Source organism: Maribacter taeanensis, assembly GCF_047345145.1.
Lineage (GTDB): Bacteria > Bacteroidota > Bacteroidia > Flavobacteriales > Flavobacteriaceae > Maribacter_C.
This window is the reverse complement of the sequence record NZ_JBLFER010000001.1, coordinates 1,014,803-1,033,439: the sequence shown is the minus strand read 5'-3', so window position 1 is coordinate 1,033,439 and position 18,637 is coordinate 1,014,803. Positions and strand designations below refer to the sequence as shown.

The 18,637-nt window shown below is 37.0% G+C and carries 16 protein-coding genes and 1 riboswitch; of the genes, 5 read left to right on the top strand and 11 right to left on the bottom strand.

The window, feature by feature from the left end:
* Positions 1 to 124: 124 nt before the first annotated feature.
* Together rpmH and carB are read left to right on the top strand one after the other, a co-directional pair.
* The gene (gene rpmH / locus ACKWCD_RS04615) at positions 125 to 292 is read left to right on the top strand and encodes a 50S ribosomal protein L34 (RefSeq protein WP_348370352.1); all 168 of its coding nucleotides are present in this window, start codon (positions 125 to 127) and stop codon (positions 290 to 292) included.
* Positions 293 to 408: 116 nt separating this feature from the next.
* A complete protein-coding gene (gene carB, locus ACKWCD_RS04610; RefSeq protein WP_413982760.1) occupies positions 409 to 3,261 on the top strand; it encodes a carbamoyl-phosphate synthase large subunit in 2,853 nt (950 codons plus the stop codon).
* A 73-nt stretch (positions 3,262 to 3,334) separates the two neighbouring features.
* Here carB and chrA read toward each other — a convergent pair whose 3' ends face one another.
* Genes chrA through gndA form a run of 4 tightly spaced genes read right to left on the bottom strand, consistent with a single transcriptional unit; the run spans position 3,335 to position 6,944 of the window.
* Entirely contained in the window at positions 3,335 to 4,456 is a 1,122-nt protein-coding gene (gene chrA, locus ACKWCD_RS04605; RefSeq protein ID WP_413982759.1) for a chromate efflux transporter, read from the bottom strand.
* A 14-nt stretch (positions 4,457 to 4,470) separates the two neighbouring features.
* Positions 4,471 to 4,821 (bottom strand): GIY-YIG nuclease family protein, encoded by a 351-nt coding sequence (locus tag ACKWCD_RS04600; protein ID WP_413982758.1) that lies wholly within the window; start codon positions 4,819 to 4,821, stop codon positions 4,471 to 4,473.
* Positions 4,822 to 4,827: 6 nt separating this feature from the next.
* Positions 4,828 to 5,508: a DUF6624 domain-containing protein gene (locus ACKWCD_RS04595; protein ID WP_413982757.1), complete on the bottom strand. Its 681-nt coding sequence runs from the start codon at positions 5,506 to 5,508 to the stop codon at positions 4,828 to 4,830.
* A 26-nt stretch (positions 5,509 to 5,534) separates the two neighbouring features.
* Complete coding sequence (gene gndA, locus ACKWCD_RS04590; protein WP_413982756.1) at positions 5,535 to 6,944, bottom strand: NADP-dependent phosphogluconate dehydrogenase; 1,410 nt, start codon at positions 6,942 to 6,944, stop codon at positions 5,535 to 5,537.
* A gap of 191 nt (positions 6,945 to 7,135) precedes the next feature.
* On the opposite strand from gndA, the gene zwf reads away from it, so the two are divergent.
* Together zwf and pgl are read left to right on the top strand one after the other, a co-directional pair.
* Complete coding sequence (gene zwf / locus ACKWCD_RS04585) at positions 7,136 to 8,665, top strand: glucose-6-phosphate dehydrogenase (protein ID WP_413982755.1); 1,530 nt, start codon at positions 7,136 to 7,138, stop codon at positions 8,663 to 8,665.
* Positions 8,666 to 8,743: 78 nt separating this feature from the next.
* A complete protein-coding gene (gene pgl / locus ACKWCD_RS04580; RefSeq protein ID WP_413982754.1) occupies positions 8,744 to 9,454 on the top strand; it encodes a 6-phosphogluconolactonase in 711 nt (236 codons plus the stop codon).
* Here pgl and ACKWCD_RS04575 read toward each other — a convergent pair.
* From ACKWCD_RS04575 to ACKWCD_RS04550, 6 genes are all read right to left on the bottom strand, one after another.
* Positions 9,447 to 9,992 (bottom strand): acyl-CoA thioesterase, encoded by a 546-nt coding sequence (locus ACKWCD_RS04575; protein WP_413982753.1) that lies wholly within the window; start codon positions 9,990 to 9,992, stop codon positions 9,447 to 9,449. The genes pgl and ACKWCD_RS04575 overlap by 8 nt on opposite strands.
* Before the next feature lie 2 nt (positions 9,993 to 9,994).
* Positions 9,995 to 10,360: a 6-phosphogluconate dehydrogenase gene (locus tag ACKWCD_RS04570; RefSeq protein ID WP_413982752.1), complete on the bottom strand. Its 366-nt coding sequence runs from the start codon at positions 10,358 to 10,360 to the stop codon at positions 9,995 to 9,997.
* Entirely contained in the window at positions 10,357 to 11,724 is a 1,368-nt protein-coding gene (locus tag ACKWCD_RS04565; protein WP_413982751.1) for a DNA recombination protein RmuC, read from the bottom strand. Before ACKWCD_RS04565 ends, ACKWCD_RS04570 begins: the two co-directional genes overlap by 4 nt.
* Before the next feature lie 63 nt (positions 11,725 to 11,787).
* Positions 11,788 to 12,549 (bottom strand): ABC transporter ATP-binding protein, encoded by a 762-nt coding sequence (locus tag ACKWCD_RS04560; RefSeq protein WP_413982750.1) that lies wholly within the window; start codon positions 12,547 to 12,549, stop codon positions 11,788 to 11,790.
* A 17-nt stretch (positions 12,550 to 12,566) separates the two neighbouring features.
* Positions 12,567 to 13,598, bottom strand: coding sequence for a FecCD family ABC transporter permease (locus ACKWCD_RS04555; RefSeq protein ID WP_413982749.1), 1,032 nt, complete (start codon positions 13,596 to 13,598; stop codon positions 12,567 to 12,569).
* Entirely contained in the window at positions 13,599 to 14,744 is a 1,146-nt protein-coding gene (locus ACKWCD_RS04550; protein WP_413982748.1) for an ABC transporter substrate-binding protein, read from the bottom strand.
* 106 nt (positions 14,745 to 14,850) lie between these two features.
* Positions 14,851 to 15,072: riboswitch (cobalamin riboswitch) on the top strand.
* A gap of 86 nt (positions 15,073 to 15,158) precedes the next feature.
* Here ACKWCD_RS04550 and ACKWCD_RS04545 point away from each other — a divergent pair.
* Entirely contained in the window at positions 15,159 to 17,018 is a 1,860-nt protein-coding gene (locus ACKWCD_RS04545) for a TonB-dependent receptor plug domain-containing protein (protein WP_413982747.1), read from the top strand.
* Positions 17,019 to 17,076: 58 nt separating this feature from the next.
* On the opposite strand, the gene ACKWCD_RS04540 is transcribed toward ACKWCD_RS04545, so the two are convergent.
* Positions 17,077 to 18,576 (bottom strand): S41 family peptidase, encoded by a 1,500-nt coding sequence (locus tag ACKWCD_RS04540; RefSeq protein WP_413982746.1) that lies wholly within the window; start codon positions 18,574 to 18,576, stop codon positions 17,077 to 17,079.
* Positions 18,577 to 18,637: the final 61 nt, after the last annotated feature.

Below are 18,637 nucleotides of genomic sequence, written 5' to 3'. Positions count from 1 at the left end.
AAGTAGGCAAGCTTGGAAAAATATTTTTTAATTTTGTATTTGGCAAAGCAAAAACTCTTCGTATATTTGCGCCCAGTTTTACAGATGGTTCTGTGAAGCAAACAATTTAGAAAAGAATTCAACAATGCCAGGTCAAAAGAGAACATATCAGCCATCAAGGAGAAAGAGAAGAAACAAACATGGTTTCAGAGAGCGAATGGCTTCAGTAAATGGTAGAAAAGTTCTAGCCAGAAGAAGAGCTAAAGGAAGAAAAAAACTTAGTGTATCCTCAGAGCCAAGACACAAGAAATAAATGATTGATATTTTTAAAATATTGAAGGTGTTACTTTTTCGAAAGTAGCACCTTTTTTTTATGCCTTAATTACACCTAACACTTTATTATATAATTATTTAAGCACATTTGAGAACATGCCAAAAAGAGAAGATTTAAAATCCATTTTAATTATTGGTTCGGGTCCAATTGTTATTGGTCAAGCCTGTGAATTTGATTATGCCGGATCTCAATCATTACGTTCACTGCGTGAAGATGGAATTGAGACAATTCTAATTAATAGTAATCCTGCAACGATTATGACTGATCCGTCTATGGCTGATCATGTTTATTTAAAGCCCTTGACTACCAAATCAATTGTTGAGATTTTAAAAGAACATCCGCAGATTGATGCAGTATTGCCGACAATGGGTGGGCAAACCGCTTTGAATTTATGTATTGAAGCTGACGAAAAAGGTATTTGGGAAGATTTTGGAGTAGCAATGATAGGTGTCGATATTGCTGCAATTAATATTACAGAGGATCGCGAAAAGTTTAGAGAGTTAATGTTGAAAATTGGTGTCGGCATGGCGCCACAAGCAACAGCGACTTCATTTTTGAAAGGAAAAGAGATTGCTCAAGAGTTTGGGTTTCCTCTGGTAATTAGGGCCTCTTATACTTTAGGTGGAGCAGGAGCTTCGATTGTTTATGACCCTGAAGATTTCGATGAACTCTTAAGTCGTGGGTTAGAAATTTCCCCAATTCATGAAGTGATGATTGATAAAGCGATGATGGGATGGAAGGAATATGAGTTGGAGCTTCTACGAGATAAGAATGATAATGTGGTAATTATCTGTGCTATTGAAAATATGGATCCTATGGGAATTCATACAGGAGACTCAATCACAGTAGCACCAGCTATGACGCTTTCTGATAAAACCTATCAAAAAATGCGTGATATGGCGATTCATATGATGCGAAGTATAGGTGATTTTGAAGGTGGTTGTAATGTACAATTTGCAGTTAGTCCTGATGAGCATGAAGAAATTATAGCGATTGAAATCAACCCGCGTGTATCTCGTTCATCTGCATTGGCTTCAAAAGCGACAGGATATCCTATTGCAAAAATTGCTACGAAATTAGCTATCGGGTATTCTTTAGATGAGTTGGATAATCAAATTACAAAATCGACTTCAGCACTCTTTGAGCCAACTTTAGATTATGTAATTGTAAAGATTCCTCGATGGAATTTTGACAAGTTTGAAGGTTCAGATAGAACTTTAGGATTGCAAATGAAGTCTGTTGGAGAGGTAATGGGAATAGGACGTTCGTTTCAGGAGGCGCTTCATAAAGCAACACAATCTCTAGAAATTAAAAGAAACGGATTGGGAGCGGATGGAAAAGGATACAAAAATTATGACCAGATAATTAGCAAACTTACAATTCCTAGTTGGGATCGTGTTTTTGTGATTTATGATGCTATTCAGATGGGGATTCCTCTGAGTCGAATTCATGAGATCACTAAAATCGATATGTGGTTCTTGAAACAATATGAAGAATTGCACCAGTTAGAAAAAGAAATTTCACAATACACAATCGCAAGCCTTTCGAAAGAGTTGTTACTTGAGGCCAAACAAAAAGGCTTTGCTGATAGACAGATTGCTCATATGCTAGATTGTTATGAAAGCGAAGTTTATAGCAAGCGTACTGAACTGAATATTAATCGTGTATATAAATTGGTTGATACTTGTGCAGCGGAATTTAAGGCGATGACTCCTTACTATTATTCTACATTCGAAGCGGAAATTGAAACTCCTGAAGGAGAACGTTATGTGGCGAATGATAGCATTGTAACTGATAAGAAAAAGATTGTAGTGTTAGGTTCAGGTCCGAACCGAATAGGACAGGGGATAGAATTTGATTATTGCTGTGTTCATGGAGTATTGGCTGCTGCTGAGTGCGGTTATGAAACCATCATGATTAACTGTAATCCTGAAACAGTTTCTACTGATTTTGATACAGCTGACAAATTGTACTTTGAACCTATTTTCTGGGAACATATTTATGACATTATCAGACACGAAAAACCAGAAGGAGTTATTGTGCAGCTGGGAGGACAGACCGCTTTGAAATTGGCTGAGAAACTGTCTAAATACGGAATTAAAATTATCGGGACTAGCTTTGAAGCTTTAGATTTAGCTGAAGATCGGGGTAGTTTCTCCGAAATGTTGAAACAGAATGACATTCCTTTCCCAGAATTTGGAGTTGCCGAAACTGCAGAGGAAGCTTTAGTTCTTGCGGATAAATTAGATTTTCCATTGTTAGTTCGCCCATCTTACGTTTTAGGAGGTCAGGGAATGAAAATTGTGATCAACAAAGAAGAGCTTGAAGAGCATGTGGTAGATTTACTTCGTAAGATACCGAACAATAAACTCCTTTTAGATCATTATTTAGATGGTGCCATTGAAGCAGAAGCAGATGCAATCTGCGATGGAAAAGATGTTTATATCATCGGAATCATGGAGCACATCGAACCTTGTGGTATTCACTCTGGAGATTCCAATGCGACACTTCCTCCTTTTAACTTAGGAGAATTTGTAATGCAACAGATAAAAGATCACACCAAGAAAATTGCCTTAGCCCTCAATACAGTTGGGTTAATCAATATTCAGTTTGCGATTAAAGATGATAAAGTATACATCATCGAAGCAAACCCTAGAGCTTCTCGTACCGTTCCTTTTATTGCGAAGGCTTATAAAGAACCTTATGTAAACTATGCGACTAAAGTGATGTTGGGCGAAAAGAAGGTGAAGGATTTTGATTTCAAACCAGAACTGGAAGGTTTTGCTATCAAACAGCCTGTGTTCTCTTTCAATAAATTCCCTAATGTGAATAAAAACTTAGGTCCTGAAATGAAGAGTACAGGAGAAAGTATTCTATTTATTGATAGTCTGAAGGATGATGAGTTTTACAATCTGTATGCTCGTAGAAAGATGTACTTATCGAAATAGGCTTTTCGAACTATAAAGAAATACGTCAAATTCCACATTGGAGTTTGACGTATTTTTTTTTGGGATATGTTTGCTAAAAAAAGTTGAGCAGATACCCTAGTAGTGCTCCCCCTAAAACTATGTAGGCACTGTTTGCTTTTTTGAATATGAAAACCGTTGCGATACTGATAATCGCTATCAAAATCGTACGCCAATCCGTAAGGGTATCTTTCGACATTTGAATACAAACGACCACAATCAAAGCAACCGCGGCAACGTTTACGGCATCCAAAATAGAGCGCATAATCTTCGATTTTCGCATTTTAGGAATCAAAGGATTAAGCAGTAACACAAACAAAAAGGAGGGAAGGAAAATACCCAAAGTTGCAAGCAGTGCTCCAGATATTCCATTCAATTGCCAACCGATAAAGGTCGCTGTCGATAATACAGGGCCTGGGGTTATTTGCCCTACTGCCACGGCATCAATCAATTCTTGACGTGTAAGCCATCCATTGGCTACTAATTCTGCGTCTAGAAATGCAAAAAGCACATAACCACTTCCATAGAGAATTGCTCCAATTTTCAGAAATGTCAGAAGTATTTTAATGTTGCTTATGGAAGTTTCAGAAGCTCCCTGAAAAATCAAAAATGGAATAAAGCTATTTAGCGTATTGTTTCTATTGGTAATTAAATAAATAAGCAAGCCAATCAATCCACAGCCGAAAAGCACTATTATTTCATTGACTCCCAAAAGACAAACAACTATCGCTGCAATACCAAGAATGGCTAGTTTGGTATTTTTTACAGCCTTTTTACCAAGCTTATAGGCTGCCATAATTATTATGGCAATTACGGCAGGTTTGATTCCGTAAATAAAAGGTTCAACTTCTGGTAGTTGCCCATATTTTTTATAGAGCCAAGCAAAAATTCCAGTAATGACCACAGCAGGAAATATAAAACAGAAACCCGCTACAAACAAGCCCTTCCAACCAGCACGTTCGTGTCCGCAATGCATAGTCATTTCGGTGGAGTTGGGGCCTGGTATTAAATTCGTGGCACCCATTAAATCGAGGAAATGTTCTTGAGTCATCCACTTTCTTTTGCGAACGACTTCATCTTCCATCATGGCAATATGAGCAGCTGGCCCACCAAAGGCAATGCTTCCTAACTTAAAAAATAGTACCGCGATTTCTTTGAGTTTTTGACCTTCAGACATAAAAACTAAAATACCTAATTAAACCAAACTGCATAACCTTGTCTTCGTAATTCCAAAGCTAAATTTTCTTCCAGTTTTAGTGCTTCAGTTCTGCTGGTAACAGGGTCGATATATTGGAAAAGACTTCCCCGTAAATACAAACCATATTTCTCCGCAATATTTGCAGAAAGCTTATGCCCTTTTTTATTGATGTAACCTGTTTTATGTTGCTCAAAACGTTCTTTGGGTGTTTTGCTTGTCATACCCACATACAAACATTGTAAAACCCCATTGAATTGCGGATTGGCTTCACGAAACTTTCGGTTCTCTGTATATACTTTTTTGGAGAGTTCTATGACGTATATGCGGTATTGGGTTTTGGGCAAAATACTTTAATTGTTTTGATTCAAAATTGAATCAATTTGTTTTATCGTGTAGACTTGATATTCTACCTCCATTCTTTTGGCATTTTCTTCGACAGAATTGATAAAACCAGCATTTTTCCGTCTTTTATTCACATTTTTTGCATCTTCAATGGGCCAGACAAAATTGAACCATTCATCGCTTGCTCCCAATTTTCTTCCAGCTACTTGAGTGCCATAAATCTGTGGTTTATTTTGATTCATGAGCATACGGTCTTGCATCATTGCAACTAAACGCATCGGAAGTTCGTCTACCTTTCCTGCTGTTTCAATTATCGGGAAGTATTCTTCAATCTTGTCTGAGTGTTGAATTACATACCATGCCGCTTTGTTTGTAGGTTCGCCAACTAAGCTTTTTCCTGGGTACCCATATTCTCGTATAACTTTTTCAACTTCTACTAGGTTCAAGCTATCTTGTCTAGCAATAATAGGCCAAGTCTGATTTTCAAATTCCTCAATGGTGAGGCCAAATTCTTTTAAGACCTGTACTTTTTCATTTCCTGAAATGTCTCCCATCAAAACTTCACGAAGTTTTTGATCTTTATAAAGAATTGAATCCAAGGTTTTTTTTAAATCCTTGTTTAAATCCTCTTGGGCGCTAATGGGCGCGAAAAGAAGAACTGCAAAAAATGATGTCAGTAAGTATTTCATTATTTAAATGAATTTGCTTTGAGTTTTTATGAATCCCATTCCGTATGAAAAACCCCATCACGGTCCAAACGCTCATACGTATGCGACCCAAAATAATCACGTTGCGCTTGAATTAGATTCAACGGTAATCTTGAGGAAGTATAGGCGTCAAAATAGGTTAATGAATTTGAAAGTCCGGGTGCGGGAATTCCATTTTTGGCAGCATAAGCGACCAAGGCCCTAGCGGAATCAACTGTACCTTGTATTTTCTCAATAAAAGAAGGCGATAGCAACAAGTTCGGAAGTTTTTTGTCCGCATTAAAAGCTTCGGTAATATCTGCTAAGAGTCCTGCTCTGATTATACAACCAGCACGCCATATTTTAGCAATTTCCGCAATCTCCAATTCATAACCATATTCATTAGAAGCATCTGCCAATTGATGTAAGCCTTGGGCATAGGTAATTATAAAAGAGAAATACAAAGCCTCCTCGGCTAGCTTTTCCAATTGAGCCTTATCTATGTGTTGGATAGAAGGGCGATCATATAATTTGTCAGCCGCAATACGTTCGTCTTTTAAAGCGGATATCTCACGCATACTCACCGCAATATCAATTGAAGGGACGGGAATGCCTAAATCCATTGCGTTTTGGCTCGTCCATTTTCCAGTTCCTTTTTGCTTGGCTTTGTCTAATATTTTATCGACCAATTTCCCATCGCCTAAATCATCATCTTGTGCAAAAATTTCAGACGTGATTTGTACTAAGAAGGACTGCAATCTTCCTGAGTTCCATTGGGAATAGGTTTGATGGAGTTCGTCATTATTGAAGTCTCCGCCCTTTTTAAGCAAATCATAGATTTCTGAGGTCAATTGCATGAGTCCGTATTCAATGCCATTGTGAACCATCTTCACATAATTTCCAGCGGATTTTGGTCCTAGATAGGCCACACAGGGCTCTCCTTTATATTTGGCAGAAACAGCTTCGAAAATCGGTTTTACATGTTGATAAGCTTCCCTATTTCCTCCAGGCATAATACTTGGTCCGAGGCGTGCACCTTTGGCGCCCCCTGAGACTCCGGCGCCGAAGAAATGAATTCCTTTTTCCGCTAGATAAGCATCCCGTCTATCGGTATCCGTAAAAAACGAATTACCTCCATCGATGATAATATCATCTTTATCTAAAAGAGGAAGTAAACTCTCAATTACGGCATCTACAATTTTTCCGGCAGGCACCAGCAACATAATTTTTCGTGGTGTGGACAGGGCTTCAATAAAGGTTTTAGCATCGGTGGAAGCATTTACCTTTTGCAGGTCTCCACCTTCTTCTATAAGTGCATTTACTTTTTCTGAATCAAGATCATTGCCAAAAGCGGAGAATCCCTTATCGGCAACATTTAAAATAAAATTGCGTCCCATTACCCCTAAACCAACCAATCCGAAATCGTAAGTATCCTTCATATATAAATTCATTTGCGGCCATTCCCGTCAAGACGGGAATCTCTGTTTTGTTTCATAAAATTTGAATAAAAACCTGTTCAAATCTGACACTTTCAAAAATAAATTAAATTATTCGGTTTTGATTGTGTTTGGGCTTGTAAACTCCGATGAGATAGTTATATTTAAAACATTAGAAAATCTTGAAGAAGTATATGACGAAAACAGAAAGCCAAATGCTCATTATTTTCGGAGCATCGGGAGATTTAACGGCTCGAAAACTAGTGCCAGCATTGTTTAGACTTTTTAAGGAAAACCAACTACCCGAGAAATTTGTTGTGTTAGGGGTCAGTCGTAGCTATATGAGTGATGAAGATTTTCGAAAAAAAGTGGTCAGTGAAAGTAGTTATCTAAAGGATTCGATAGATACGGATTCAGATTTAATAAATGATTTTTCAAAAAAGTTTTTCTACGAAGATGTTGGTACACAGTACGACACAGATTACAAACACCTTGAAGAACGAATTACTACACTGAATGCAAAACATGGTACTGATGGCAACTACATTTTCTATTTATCTACTCCACCAAGTTTATATGAAGCAATTGCCAAAAATTTATACGGGCAACAACTCAATCGATCTAGAGGTGGGGGTTTTAAGAGATTGATTGTCGAGAAGCCTTTTGGTTATGATTTGGAAAGTGCAAAACAATTGAATAGCGGACTTCAGCGCTATTTTAAGGAATCTCAGATTTATCGTATCGATCATTATTTAGGTAAAGAAACAGTGCAAAACCTTCTAGTTACTCGTTTTGCAAATAGCATATTTGAACCTCTGTGGAATCGTAATTACATTCATCATGTGGAAATTACAAATGCAGAAAGTGTAGGAGTAGAAAAGCGAGGCGGATACTATGATAAATCAGGTGCTTTGCGTGATATGTTTCAGAATCATTTATTGCAAATTGTTTCTCTAATTGTAATGGAACCGCCTATTAGCGCTAAAGCCGAGGATATTAGAAATGAGAAGGTAAAAGCTTTAAAATCTTTAAGGATAATGACGGATGTCGATACCCTTCACAAGAATACTATTAGAGCGCAATATGTAAGTTCTAGCATAGAGGGTGAAAAAGTAAAAGGCTATCGTGAAGAGGAGGGGGTTAACCCGGAATCGACCACCGAAACCTATGCTGCAATTAAGTTTTTTGTTGATAATTGGCGCTGGAAAGACGTTCCCTTTTATGTTCGGACTGCAAAACGGATGCCGACCAAAGTTACCGAAGTCGTGATTCATTTTAAATCACCTCACCATCAAATTTTTCAGGATTCTGGAATGTTCAATAAGGATAATAAGCTTGTTATTCGTATTCAACCGGATGAAGGGATTTTGATCAAATTCGGAGTAAAAGTACCAGGTCAAGGTTTTAAAGTAGAGCGTGCGAATCTCGATTTTTATTACTCTAGCTTGGTAGAAAATCATGTCATGCAAGCCTATGAGCGTTTGTTATTAGATGCTATGCAGGGCGATGCCACCTTGTACGCTAGAGCTGATGAAGTAGAAGCCGCATGGGAATTTGTTGATCCAATTCTTGACTACTGGAAAAAATCTGACGCAAAAGTATATGGATATTCTGCTGGAGTTTGGGGTCCCGAAAATGCTGATGAACTTATTGAAGGCTTTGGTATGTGGCGTAATCCTGGTCAGAATTTGGCGGATGATCCAGGATTTTGTGTTATTTGCTAGACGCTAGGTGGAGGCTTATGGAATTAAAAAAAGCGATTTGCTAAATGAAAATAGATACTGAAATAAATTCGGCTAATAATGAAATTTAAAATATCAAAAACTAAGCAAGAAGTAGCTTTAAACTTCTCCCGTTATTTGGCTATTCTAATTGCAAATAGGGAAGAAGTTCATATTGCACTTTCTGGTGGAAGTACGCCTAAAATTGTATTTGACGAATTAGCGGCTAATTTTCAAGAGGACATTGATTGGACGCATGTTCACCTGTATTGGGGAGATGAGAGGTGCGTTGAACCCACCGATAATCAGAGTAATTACAAAATGACGGTTGAACATTTAATTTCTAAAATTGATATTCCACAAGATAATATTCATCGTATTAAAGGTGAAAACGAACCCGAATATGAGGCGAAGCGATATTCAGATGTGTTGGATGAAAATCTTCCTAAATCTGGAGACCTTCCTCAGTTTGATTTAGTCATATTGGGAATGGGCGATGATGGACATACGGCTTCTATTTTTCCTCATGAAATTGAACTATGGAATTCTGATAAATCATGTGAAGTTGCCGAGCACCCTGATTCTGGACAGAAACGAATTACGATTACAGGACAAGTTATCAATAATGCTGAAACCGTAGTGTTTTTGGTTACCGGGGATAATAAAGCAGAAAAATATACAGAAATCAAAAACGAAACCGGTGACTTTAGAAAATACCCTGCTAGTTTAGTAAAGCCTACTTCAAAAAGAGTATTGTGGTTTTTAGATGAAGCTGCCGCCGGTCTTACTTGAGTTCAATCTTGATGTTATCATCAAATAAAGATTCTAAATAATCAGCTACCTTAAAATTGTTTTCATCAAATTTAGTATCTCTAAGAAAGGCAGCTTCTTTCCTAAATTTACTACGTGCAAATCGGCGTACTCCTTGTTCGTCTTGAATGAGAAGTCCTGGGACTTCAACACTTTTCCCATCATCATCTTTCGCAACCATTGTAAAGTAAGAGGAATTACAATGTCTTTTTTTACCAGATGTAACATTTTGTGATTCCACACGAACACCTACTACCATTGATGATCTACCTGTATAATTAATTGAAGCTTTTAAAGTAAGCAGTTCACCAACCTCTACGGGACTTCGAAAATCGACTCGGTTTACAGATGCGGTAACGCAATATTTCTGTGAGTGTTTTGACGCACAAGCAAATGCAATTTGATCCATTAAACTCAAAATATGTCCACCATGAATTTTTCCTCCAAAGTTCGAATGGGAGGGAAGCATTAACTCAGTTATGGAGAGTCTTGATTCGCGGGCAGTCTTGAATTTTTCCATATCTAATTTCTTAAATGTGGTGATTTTGATTCCGTAACCTTAGTGATATAGTATTTTGTATCACCTAACCAGAAAAAGGTAGCATATCGTTCTATATAATCGAGTTTGACATATTGACCTTGATAATCTTGCAACTGCTTGATAACTTCCTGATCTTTTTGAAGCACGGAAAACTGAAATATTTGAGCTCCAGATACACCTTGACTTATTTCACCTTCCCAAGTATTGAATACAACCCCCTTGTTGCTGAACTTTATTAATTCTCCCGAACGCATCCCCGTGCTATACGGAACAAAATAAACAAAGGAATAAATTCCAATAAAAAGAGTTCCAACAATAAGAAGTGTTCCTACTAGTATACGTTTCATAATTCTAATTTTGATTCTTTAAAGCCTGCCTCGTCGCCTAACAGGTCATCTTCTTGGGCTCTCTTTAAAATCGGTTCGGGGATTGATTTTTTGGCTTTCGCACCCATTTTCTTTAATTTTTCTATACTGGTAATGATATTACCACGTCCTTCAACTAATTTATTCATGGCACCTTTATACTCATCTTTGGCGTCGTCCATCTTTTTACCCACTTTCATTAGGTCACCTACAAAGCCTTCAAATTTGTCATAAAGCGCACCCGCTTGCCTGGCAATTTCAATAGCATTACGTTGCTGTTTTTCATTATTCCACATAGAGTCTATTGTACGTAATGTAGCTAATAAAGTAGATGGAGTAACGATTACAATATTTTGTTCAAAAGCCTTGTTATACAACGAGTTATCGTTATTTATTGCAATTGCGAATGCTGGTTCTATAGGAACGAACAACAATACGAAATCTGGACTCTCCATCTCGTATAAATCTTCATATTTTTTGGCGGATAATTGATCGACATGCCTTCGGAGGGAATTGATATGATCTTTTAAAAATTTTGCTTGTTCATCGTCATCTTCTGCATTTACAAAACGCTCATAATCCGTTAGGGATACTTTAGAATCGACAATCATCTTCTTGCCATCAGGAAGATTGATAATGACATCAGGGAGTACTCTTGAACCATCTTCAAGGGTAAAACTTTGTTGAACATGATATTCTCGGTCCTTTTCTAGCCCAGATTTTTCTAACACGCGTTCTAGAACTAATTCGCCCCAGTTTCCTTGCATTTTACTATCACCTTTTAAGGCTTTCGTAAGATTCTCAGCTTCTTGGGTGATTTTTAGATTTTGAGTTTGAAGATTTAGTAATTGTTCTTTTAAGGCGGAATGGATACTTATATTTTCTTTTTGACTTTCTTCTACTTTCTTTTCAAAGAGTTGTATTTTTTCATTTAGAGGAGTTAGAATGTCTTTTATATTCTTTTCATTACGCTCAGTAAACTTTAGACTTTTCTCTTCTAAAATTTTATTGGCAAGATTCTCGAACTCTTTGGTGAATTTTTCTTGTAGCTTTTCAACCTCTTCTTTTTGTTCTCTATTTTTTAGATGGAGGTTCTCCATATCCGCTTCATAACGGACAATTTGGTTGCCTAGTTGTTCTTTTTCAGTTTGTAGATGCGCTTTACTTTCTTCGGTATCAATAAGACGTTGCTCCAATACAGAAAGGTTATTGGTAAGCTGTTGTTGCCGTTCAGTAAGAGCGCTTTGACTCGATTTGGTTTTTAGGCTTTGGATGTAATTTCCAAGAAAATAGCCTACTGCGAGGCAAACTAATCCAACTAAAAGATATATCAGGTATTCGTTCATTTGTGTTCAAAGTGAGCTAGTAAATATACGAGATTGACCTGCCAAATAAAACAAGTATTGCCTTTACTTTTTTATGCGAAATGTGCCCGTATCAGCATCAAAAGCAACTGTGTCTGAAGGAAATAAATTATCGAAAGCCCCTTTTTTAATAAGCTCACTGGGCTTTCCAAAGGGATTATTGGCTTCATTTAATAATAACATTTTATCGCAAAGCTGTATTACCATCTCTATTTCATGACTGGTAAAAAGAATTGTCTTTTTTGTTTCTACCGTAATAGATTTCAGAAGCTTTAAAATCTGAATTTTGTGATATAAGTCTAAATGGGTCGTCGGTTCATCCAACAAAATGATAGACGTGTCTTGGGCTAACGCCCGAGCAATCATAACGCGTTGCAACTGTCCGTCACTTAGTTCATAGCACTTTTTATGTTTCAAATCAGCAAGCTGAAGCGTTTGAATAGCTTCAATGATTTTTGATTTATCTAGCTCAGAGAGTTTACCTATCCAATTGGTGTAGGGTTGTCTTCCGAGAGTAATAAGTTCTTGAACGGTTAAATTTTTTGAAGCTATTGGCTCGGTCAAGACGATACTGATTTCTGAGGCTAATACTGATGTATCAAGGGTTTCTAAAGATTTGCCCTCGATTGAAATGCTTCCTGACAGCGAAGGCTGAATTTTGGCTAATGTTCGTAGCAATGTTGATTTCCCGATTCCGTTAATGCCAACAATTCCTATTAATTCCCCAGTAAGGGAATCAAAGTTAATTTCACTAGCGACCGTAATATCTGTATATCCAATGGAAAGATCCTTGACAGAAATGGCCATATGTTGCTTATTAGAACTCAAAATAACATTCTTCTTTTTCGAGTTAGTAACCAAATAACCACCGGCGCTCCGACAATACTTGTAATCGCATTTATCGGCAGTACACTGGCTGAACTTGGAAGTTGTGCTATGACATCACAAAGTAGCATCAAAATGGCGCCATATAGTAAAACTGCAGGCACTAAAACTTTATGATCAGTAGTATTGAAGATTTGACGCGTTAGATGAGGCACGGCAAGTCCCACAAAAGCAATTGGTCCTGCAAAGGCCGTTACACTACCGGCCAGTAGGGCGGTTGCTATGATTATGATGTATCTAGATTTTTTAAGGCGGACTCCCAAACTCTGTGCATAGTTTTCGCCAAGCAGCAATGCATTAAGTGTTTTGATAGATGCTATACTTAGTATTATTCCTAATAAAACTATCCCTCCTAATAAAAAGAGCTGCGTCCATGTTAAATCTCCCAAACTACCAAAGGACCAATAGATGTACTGCTGTAATTTTTCAGAGGTCGTGAAATAGGAAAGCACACTAACGATTGCGGCTGTAACACTTCCAAACATCAAACCAATAATCAGTAAAGCCATGGTATCTTTTACTCTAGCGGCAACGGTTAGTACTAAAAAAAGCACTAAAAAACTCCCTAAACTTGAAGCTATAGCTAGAGATAGGTTTCCTATGAATTCGAAGGCAATAAATCCTGAAAATAGTGAGGTGCCCATAATAAATAGTGCTGCTCCAAGGCTTGCCCCAGAGCTTATGCCTAAGACAAAAGGACCAGCTAAAGGATTTCTAAAAAGTGTTTGCATTAATAATCCGCTAAGGGCTAAAGCGCTTCCCGCCAAAACTGCAGTAAAAGCTTTTGGTATACGATAGTTCCATATAATATACTTCCATGATTCATTTTCAATTTGACTTTCGAATATTGAGTTTAAGGTGCTTTGAAAAGGAATGGAAACGGACCCTAAACTTATATTTAGAAGAAATGAAATAACCAAAGCTAAAAGCAATAGTAAAAAGGAAAGGCGATATTTCGATGTAGTATTCAACTAGTCCAAAGGCTTAAAAAAAGTAGATTGATATTTGGGTAGAAGTTCTGGATGTAAAATATAGATAAGGTCTTTCAATACCAAATCTGGTCGCTGTGGTGCAAGTTCATAATATAATAGCCCCCCAGTTGCCCCTTTGGTACTTGAAAATGTAAATACTTTTTTATTTTGAAAGGCTTCGAATTGTTGGTAATGTGGGCTGGCATCAGACATATTTAGATAACTAGTGAATTGCGAGGGGCCAATCCAAAAGTCTGCTTTTTTACCTTTTTCTAGAACATTTTCCCAGCTTAGCGATAAGCTTCCTGTTTCCATTGTTTCTTTCCACAGGTAGTTGGCGTTTGCATCTTTTACAAATTGGGCAGCCCAACTTTTACCCCCTGGAAGATACCACACATCTTTATACATTGCACCGCTTATTACTGATGGATGATTTTTTGCAGTTTTTGCCAAGTCTTTCGCCTTTATATAATTGGTTTCGATTTTTTTAAAAATACTATCTGCTAGAATTTCTTTTTCGAAAAAAGGAGCGAAAAATTTGATCCATTCTGCTTTACCTAAAGGAGTTTCTTCTGTCCAATCCCCATTATATGCTACCGGAATATTTGACCGCTGTATGGTTTCATAGGTTTTATTTTGGCTGTTAATACTAAAACCAACTACCACATCAGGGTTCATCTCTAAAACCATTTCTGTATTCAGAGATTCGTTGTTACCGAGTTCCTTTATGAATCCCTCGTCAATTCGTTTTCTGGTTTTCTCTGAGGAAATATATTTTGTGTCAGGAAATCCGACAAGCTTATTTTCGACATTCAAGGCTTCTAAAGCTGGTATATGCGTTGTAGAAGTGACTACAATTCGTTCAACAGGTATGGTAACAATAGCATCATACTCCTCTTTGTTTAAGGTTATAGATGCCATTTTTTTCTTGGGAATTAATGCGTACGTAAAAGCGGATTCCGCGTTGGGCCAAGGAGAGGTGATTTTTATAACCGTAATTCCTGAATTCAATTTTTCAATGGTAAAGCCCTTCGCGTAATTGATTTGAGCGTTTTCTATTGCTATTAATGCTGGCTGTTGTTCTTTTCTTTCTTGTTTACATGCAAGAAAAATAATTGTAATTAAGACAAGGACTAGTTTTTTCAAGTTCTTAAATTTTGTTGCCTTCAAAAGTAGTATTATTTAATCTTTGGGTTTAAAGATTAAACAAAATGTTTAATTTCGCCCTGAATTTTGGTTTAATGAATATATACTGAAACAAATTCAGGGTTGACCTCATTAATTAAAAGGGAATCTGGTGTGAATCCAGAACTGTTCCCGCAACTGTAAGCATGTGTTGGATTAATTTTCAGCATCTTTCCAAAGAAAACGGAAAGCTGTTATTTACTGCAGTACCACTGTCCGCCGGTTGGCTGATGGGAAGGTAAAATAACAAATTGCAAGTCAGGAGACCTGCCTTATTCAAACAACTATTGTTAAACTTTCGGGATAAAAGTTAACGTATGGTGACAGACATACCGTATACCCGTTTACGAATTAAATGAAATGAACAAATGTTTTATGAGCCTTTGTGTAACTACATCGTTATGCATAGGTAGTTATGCGCAAGAACAACAGAGTGATTCTGTTGCTATTCAAGAATTAGATGAAGTAGTAGTAAGTGATTCTCGGTTTAAATTAAAGAGAGAAAATTCTGGAAAAACTGTGATTAAGATTTCTTCGGAAGAACTGAAACGGAATCAAGGAAAGTCGATTCCAGAAATTATCAACACTAAAAGTGGTTTTGAGATTGCAGGAAATAGAGGAAGAGATGGAGCGATTTTAGGAGTTTTTGCAAGAGGAGGTAGAGGCAGACAAGTTTTGATTATTATTGATGGTGTTCGTGTATCAGACCCGTCTTCGTTTTCTTCGGAATACGATATGAGGCTGCTTTCCGCAGCGAATGTAGAATCTATAGAAATCATTAAAGGTGCCTCTAGTACGCTTTATGGCCCGAATGCTGCAACTGCAGTTATTAGTATTACAACAAAGAAATCTTCAGATCAAAAAATAGCCTTAAATGTTACTTCTAGTGCGGGAACTAATCAAACCGCAGAAAATCAAAATTACAATCTTTCTCGTTCTTCAAACAGTGCTGTTGTAAGTGGAACCTTAGATAAATTTTCATATTCCATCGGTGGATCAAACACCTATGCTGAAGGCTTATCAGCTCTGGTAACTTCTGGTGATGAAGAGGATCCATTTTCAAAAATAAGTGTAGACGCTAAACTAGGATATCGATTTTCAGATCGTTTTCATTTGAACCTTTATGCAAATCAAACTAAAGTTAAAAATGATTTTGATGAATCTTTTGGTCTATCGGATGCTCCGTATTCTTTTACCGCAAAACAAGAAAGAATTGGCATAGCTTCGGTCTATGATTATAACAAAGGTTCTTTTACCATAAATGCTGCATATAGTGACTATAATTCGGATAGTAAAAGTGCTTTTCCAAGTACTTTTACGGCTCGAAATTTAGTTGTTGATGCTTTTAATAAGTACAATTTTAATGACAAGTTTTATACGGTTATCGGATTGAATTACATTGATGACAAAGCTGATTTAGAAAATGACGAGAACTTCACAATCATGGACCCATATGCAAATGTGGTGTACGTTTCTGATTTCGGACTTAATTTAAACGCTGGAGCTCGCTTTAACAATCACTCAGAATACGGAAGCAACTTTGTTTTCAACTTCAACCCTTCTTTTGTTTTAAAAGCTGATGAAGGGTATGTGAAGGTATTTGCTTCTTATGCTACTGCGTATATTACACCCAACCTTACCCAATTGTTTGGGGCTTTTGGGGCGAACCCTGATTTAGAGCCTGAAGAAGATCGTACCATTGAAGGAGGTATTGAATATTATACGAGTAAAAAGTTACGCTTAAGTGCACTTTACTTTAATCGAAAGGAAGAAAATTTCATCACCTTTGACCCGGTAACTTTTGGAAGCATAAATGCCGAGAATACTATTGATGCCCAGGGAGTAGAGGTAGAGTTAGGATGGAACCCGTTAGAAAGTCTTCAATTTGATTTCAATTATACCTTTACAGAGAGAAAAGGGGATAATGCTATTCGCATTCCAAAGCACAAGTTAAATGCTATGTTGGGTTATCAATTTTCTGATCGAACAAATGCTTCTTTAACTTATGCCTTAACTGGACAACGTTTTGATTCCGATTTTTCGACTTTTCCTGCAATGGATATCCCATTGGATGCTTTCTCCTTAATAGATATCTATTTTTCACATGAAGTAATACCAAGTAAACTTCGTGTCTTTTTAAATGTGAATAACCTTTTGAATGAAAGCTTTACCGAGATCATTGGTTTTACTGCCAGAGGTAGAAATATTCGAGTTGGTTTTTCATTAAACTTGTAGCACTAAAAAAGGCTTGAGAAAATTCTCAAGCCTTTTTTAATTCATATTAAGTATGTTCCTACTGCTCCATTTCTATAAAAGGAACTTCCGTAACATACATATTATCTTTCAAAGGTGTAAACATTTCTGATCCCATAAATATTTCAGCGGGCATTTTTACTGTAAAGTCTCTTTTTCCTGATGTAGCACCTGTGATAAGTTCAATAGCCTTTGCTAATAAGGGTTCGTTTTGATCTCCTAAAACTCCCATGTTTGACAAATCTTCTTTTAGTTCAAAGTTAGGGGCCAATCCAGATGTATAGTCAGAGAATCCAGCTGAGTTTTCGTTTCTTCCTACTAAAGGTTGTATCGCCCAATTGTTGCCCCTTTTAATTTGATTTCTGCGTTCTGGGTTCCATACGTATCTATTCTCTCTATCATCAACCATAGTTATTGAGAATTCGTTCTTTCCTCTTGTAACATCACCTATTTGAACGACCTCCATATAGGGAGTAAGACCGTTTATTACCAATTCACTTGCAGAAGCCGTTCCGCTAGTGGTAAGAATATAAACTTTAGATAAATTTAGGGTATTTATGCCTGTCCCTTTTGTGGTTTTATCAAGAAAAAAACTACGTACCTCTACATTGTTTCTTTCCAATACAGACTGGTACTTATTATTGTATCTAGCCCTAATAAAAACATCATTGGTATTTGTACCGTAGATCATGCTTGAGAGCATAGTAGCTGTGTTTACACTCCCACCTGGATTATACCGCATGTCTAACACTAAATTATCAACTCCACCAGATTTGAAGCTATTAAATACTTCATTAAGTTGTTCGTCAAATTCATTTACAAAACCATTATAGACCAGATACCCAATCTTTTTACCGTCAATCTCAAATATTTTGTCTAGGAAAATAGGGTTCTCTGTTAACCCTTGTGTTTTAGTTAAGCTAACTTCTTCATCATTTGGCGTAACCTCGTCACCCTCAATGGTGGCCATATTTAAGGTGTACGTTGTAGCTTCTCCAAAAAGTAAATCTCTAAAATTACTGGTGGTAAGTGTTTCACCATTGACACCCGTAAATAAATCACCTCTATTAATGTCTTTTGTTGCGGCATCGGAACCTGCAACGATATATCGTACGACACCAAAAACATCGTCGCTACCCGTGAAACGTATCAGTCCAAATTTTAGACCGTTACTATTGGAAATACCTGATAAGGAATTTGTAAGCGTAGTGTAATCGTCTGAAAAGAAGCTAAAGCGATCTTCAGTAAACTTTAGCTTATTATTAAAAAAATCCGCAGGGTCAGCTTCGGAAAGTAAAAACTCGGTATAATCTAGGGTGCCTTGTTCAGAAATTGGAAACCGACTATCTGCCAAATCAGGAACTTCTTCTTGCCAGAAATACCAGTAATTCATGACCTTCCACATGAAATCTTCTACATCAACCCCAGCATTTGGTTCTGCATCTACGGTAGGTGGAATGGCAAAATCGTCCGAATTTTTGCTACACGCGATTAGTAAAAAACATGCTGCTAATAGTACTCTACTTAAACTCTTCATCATATTATCAAAAATTGAATCACTGTAACTAAAGTGCAAACTAATTGGTCACAACAAATTAAAT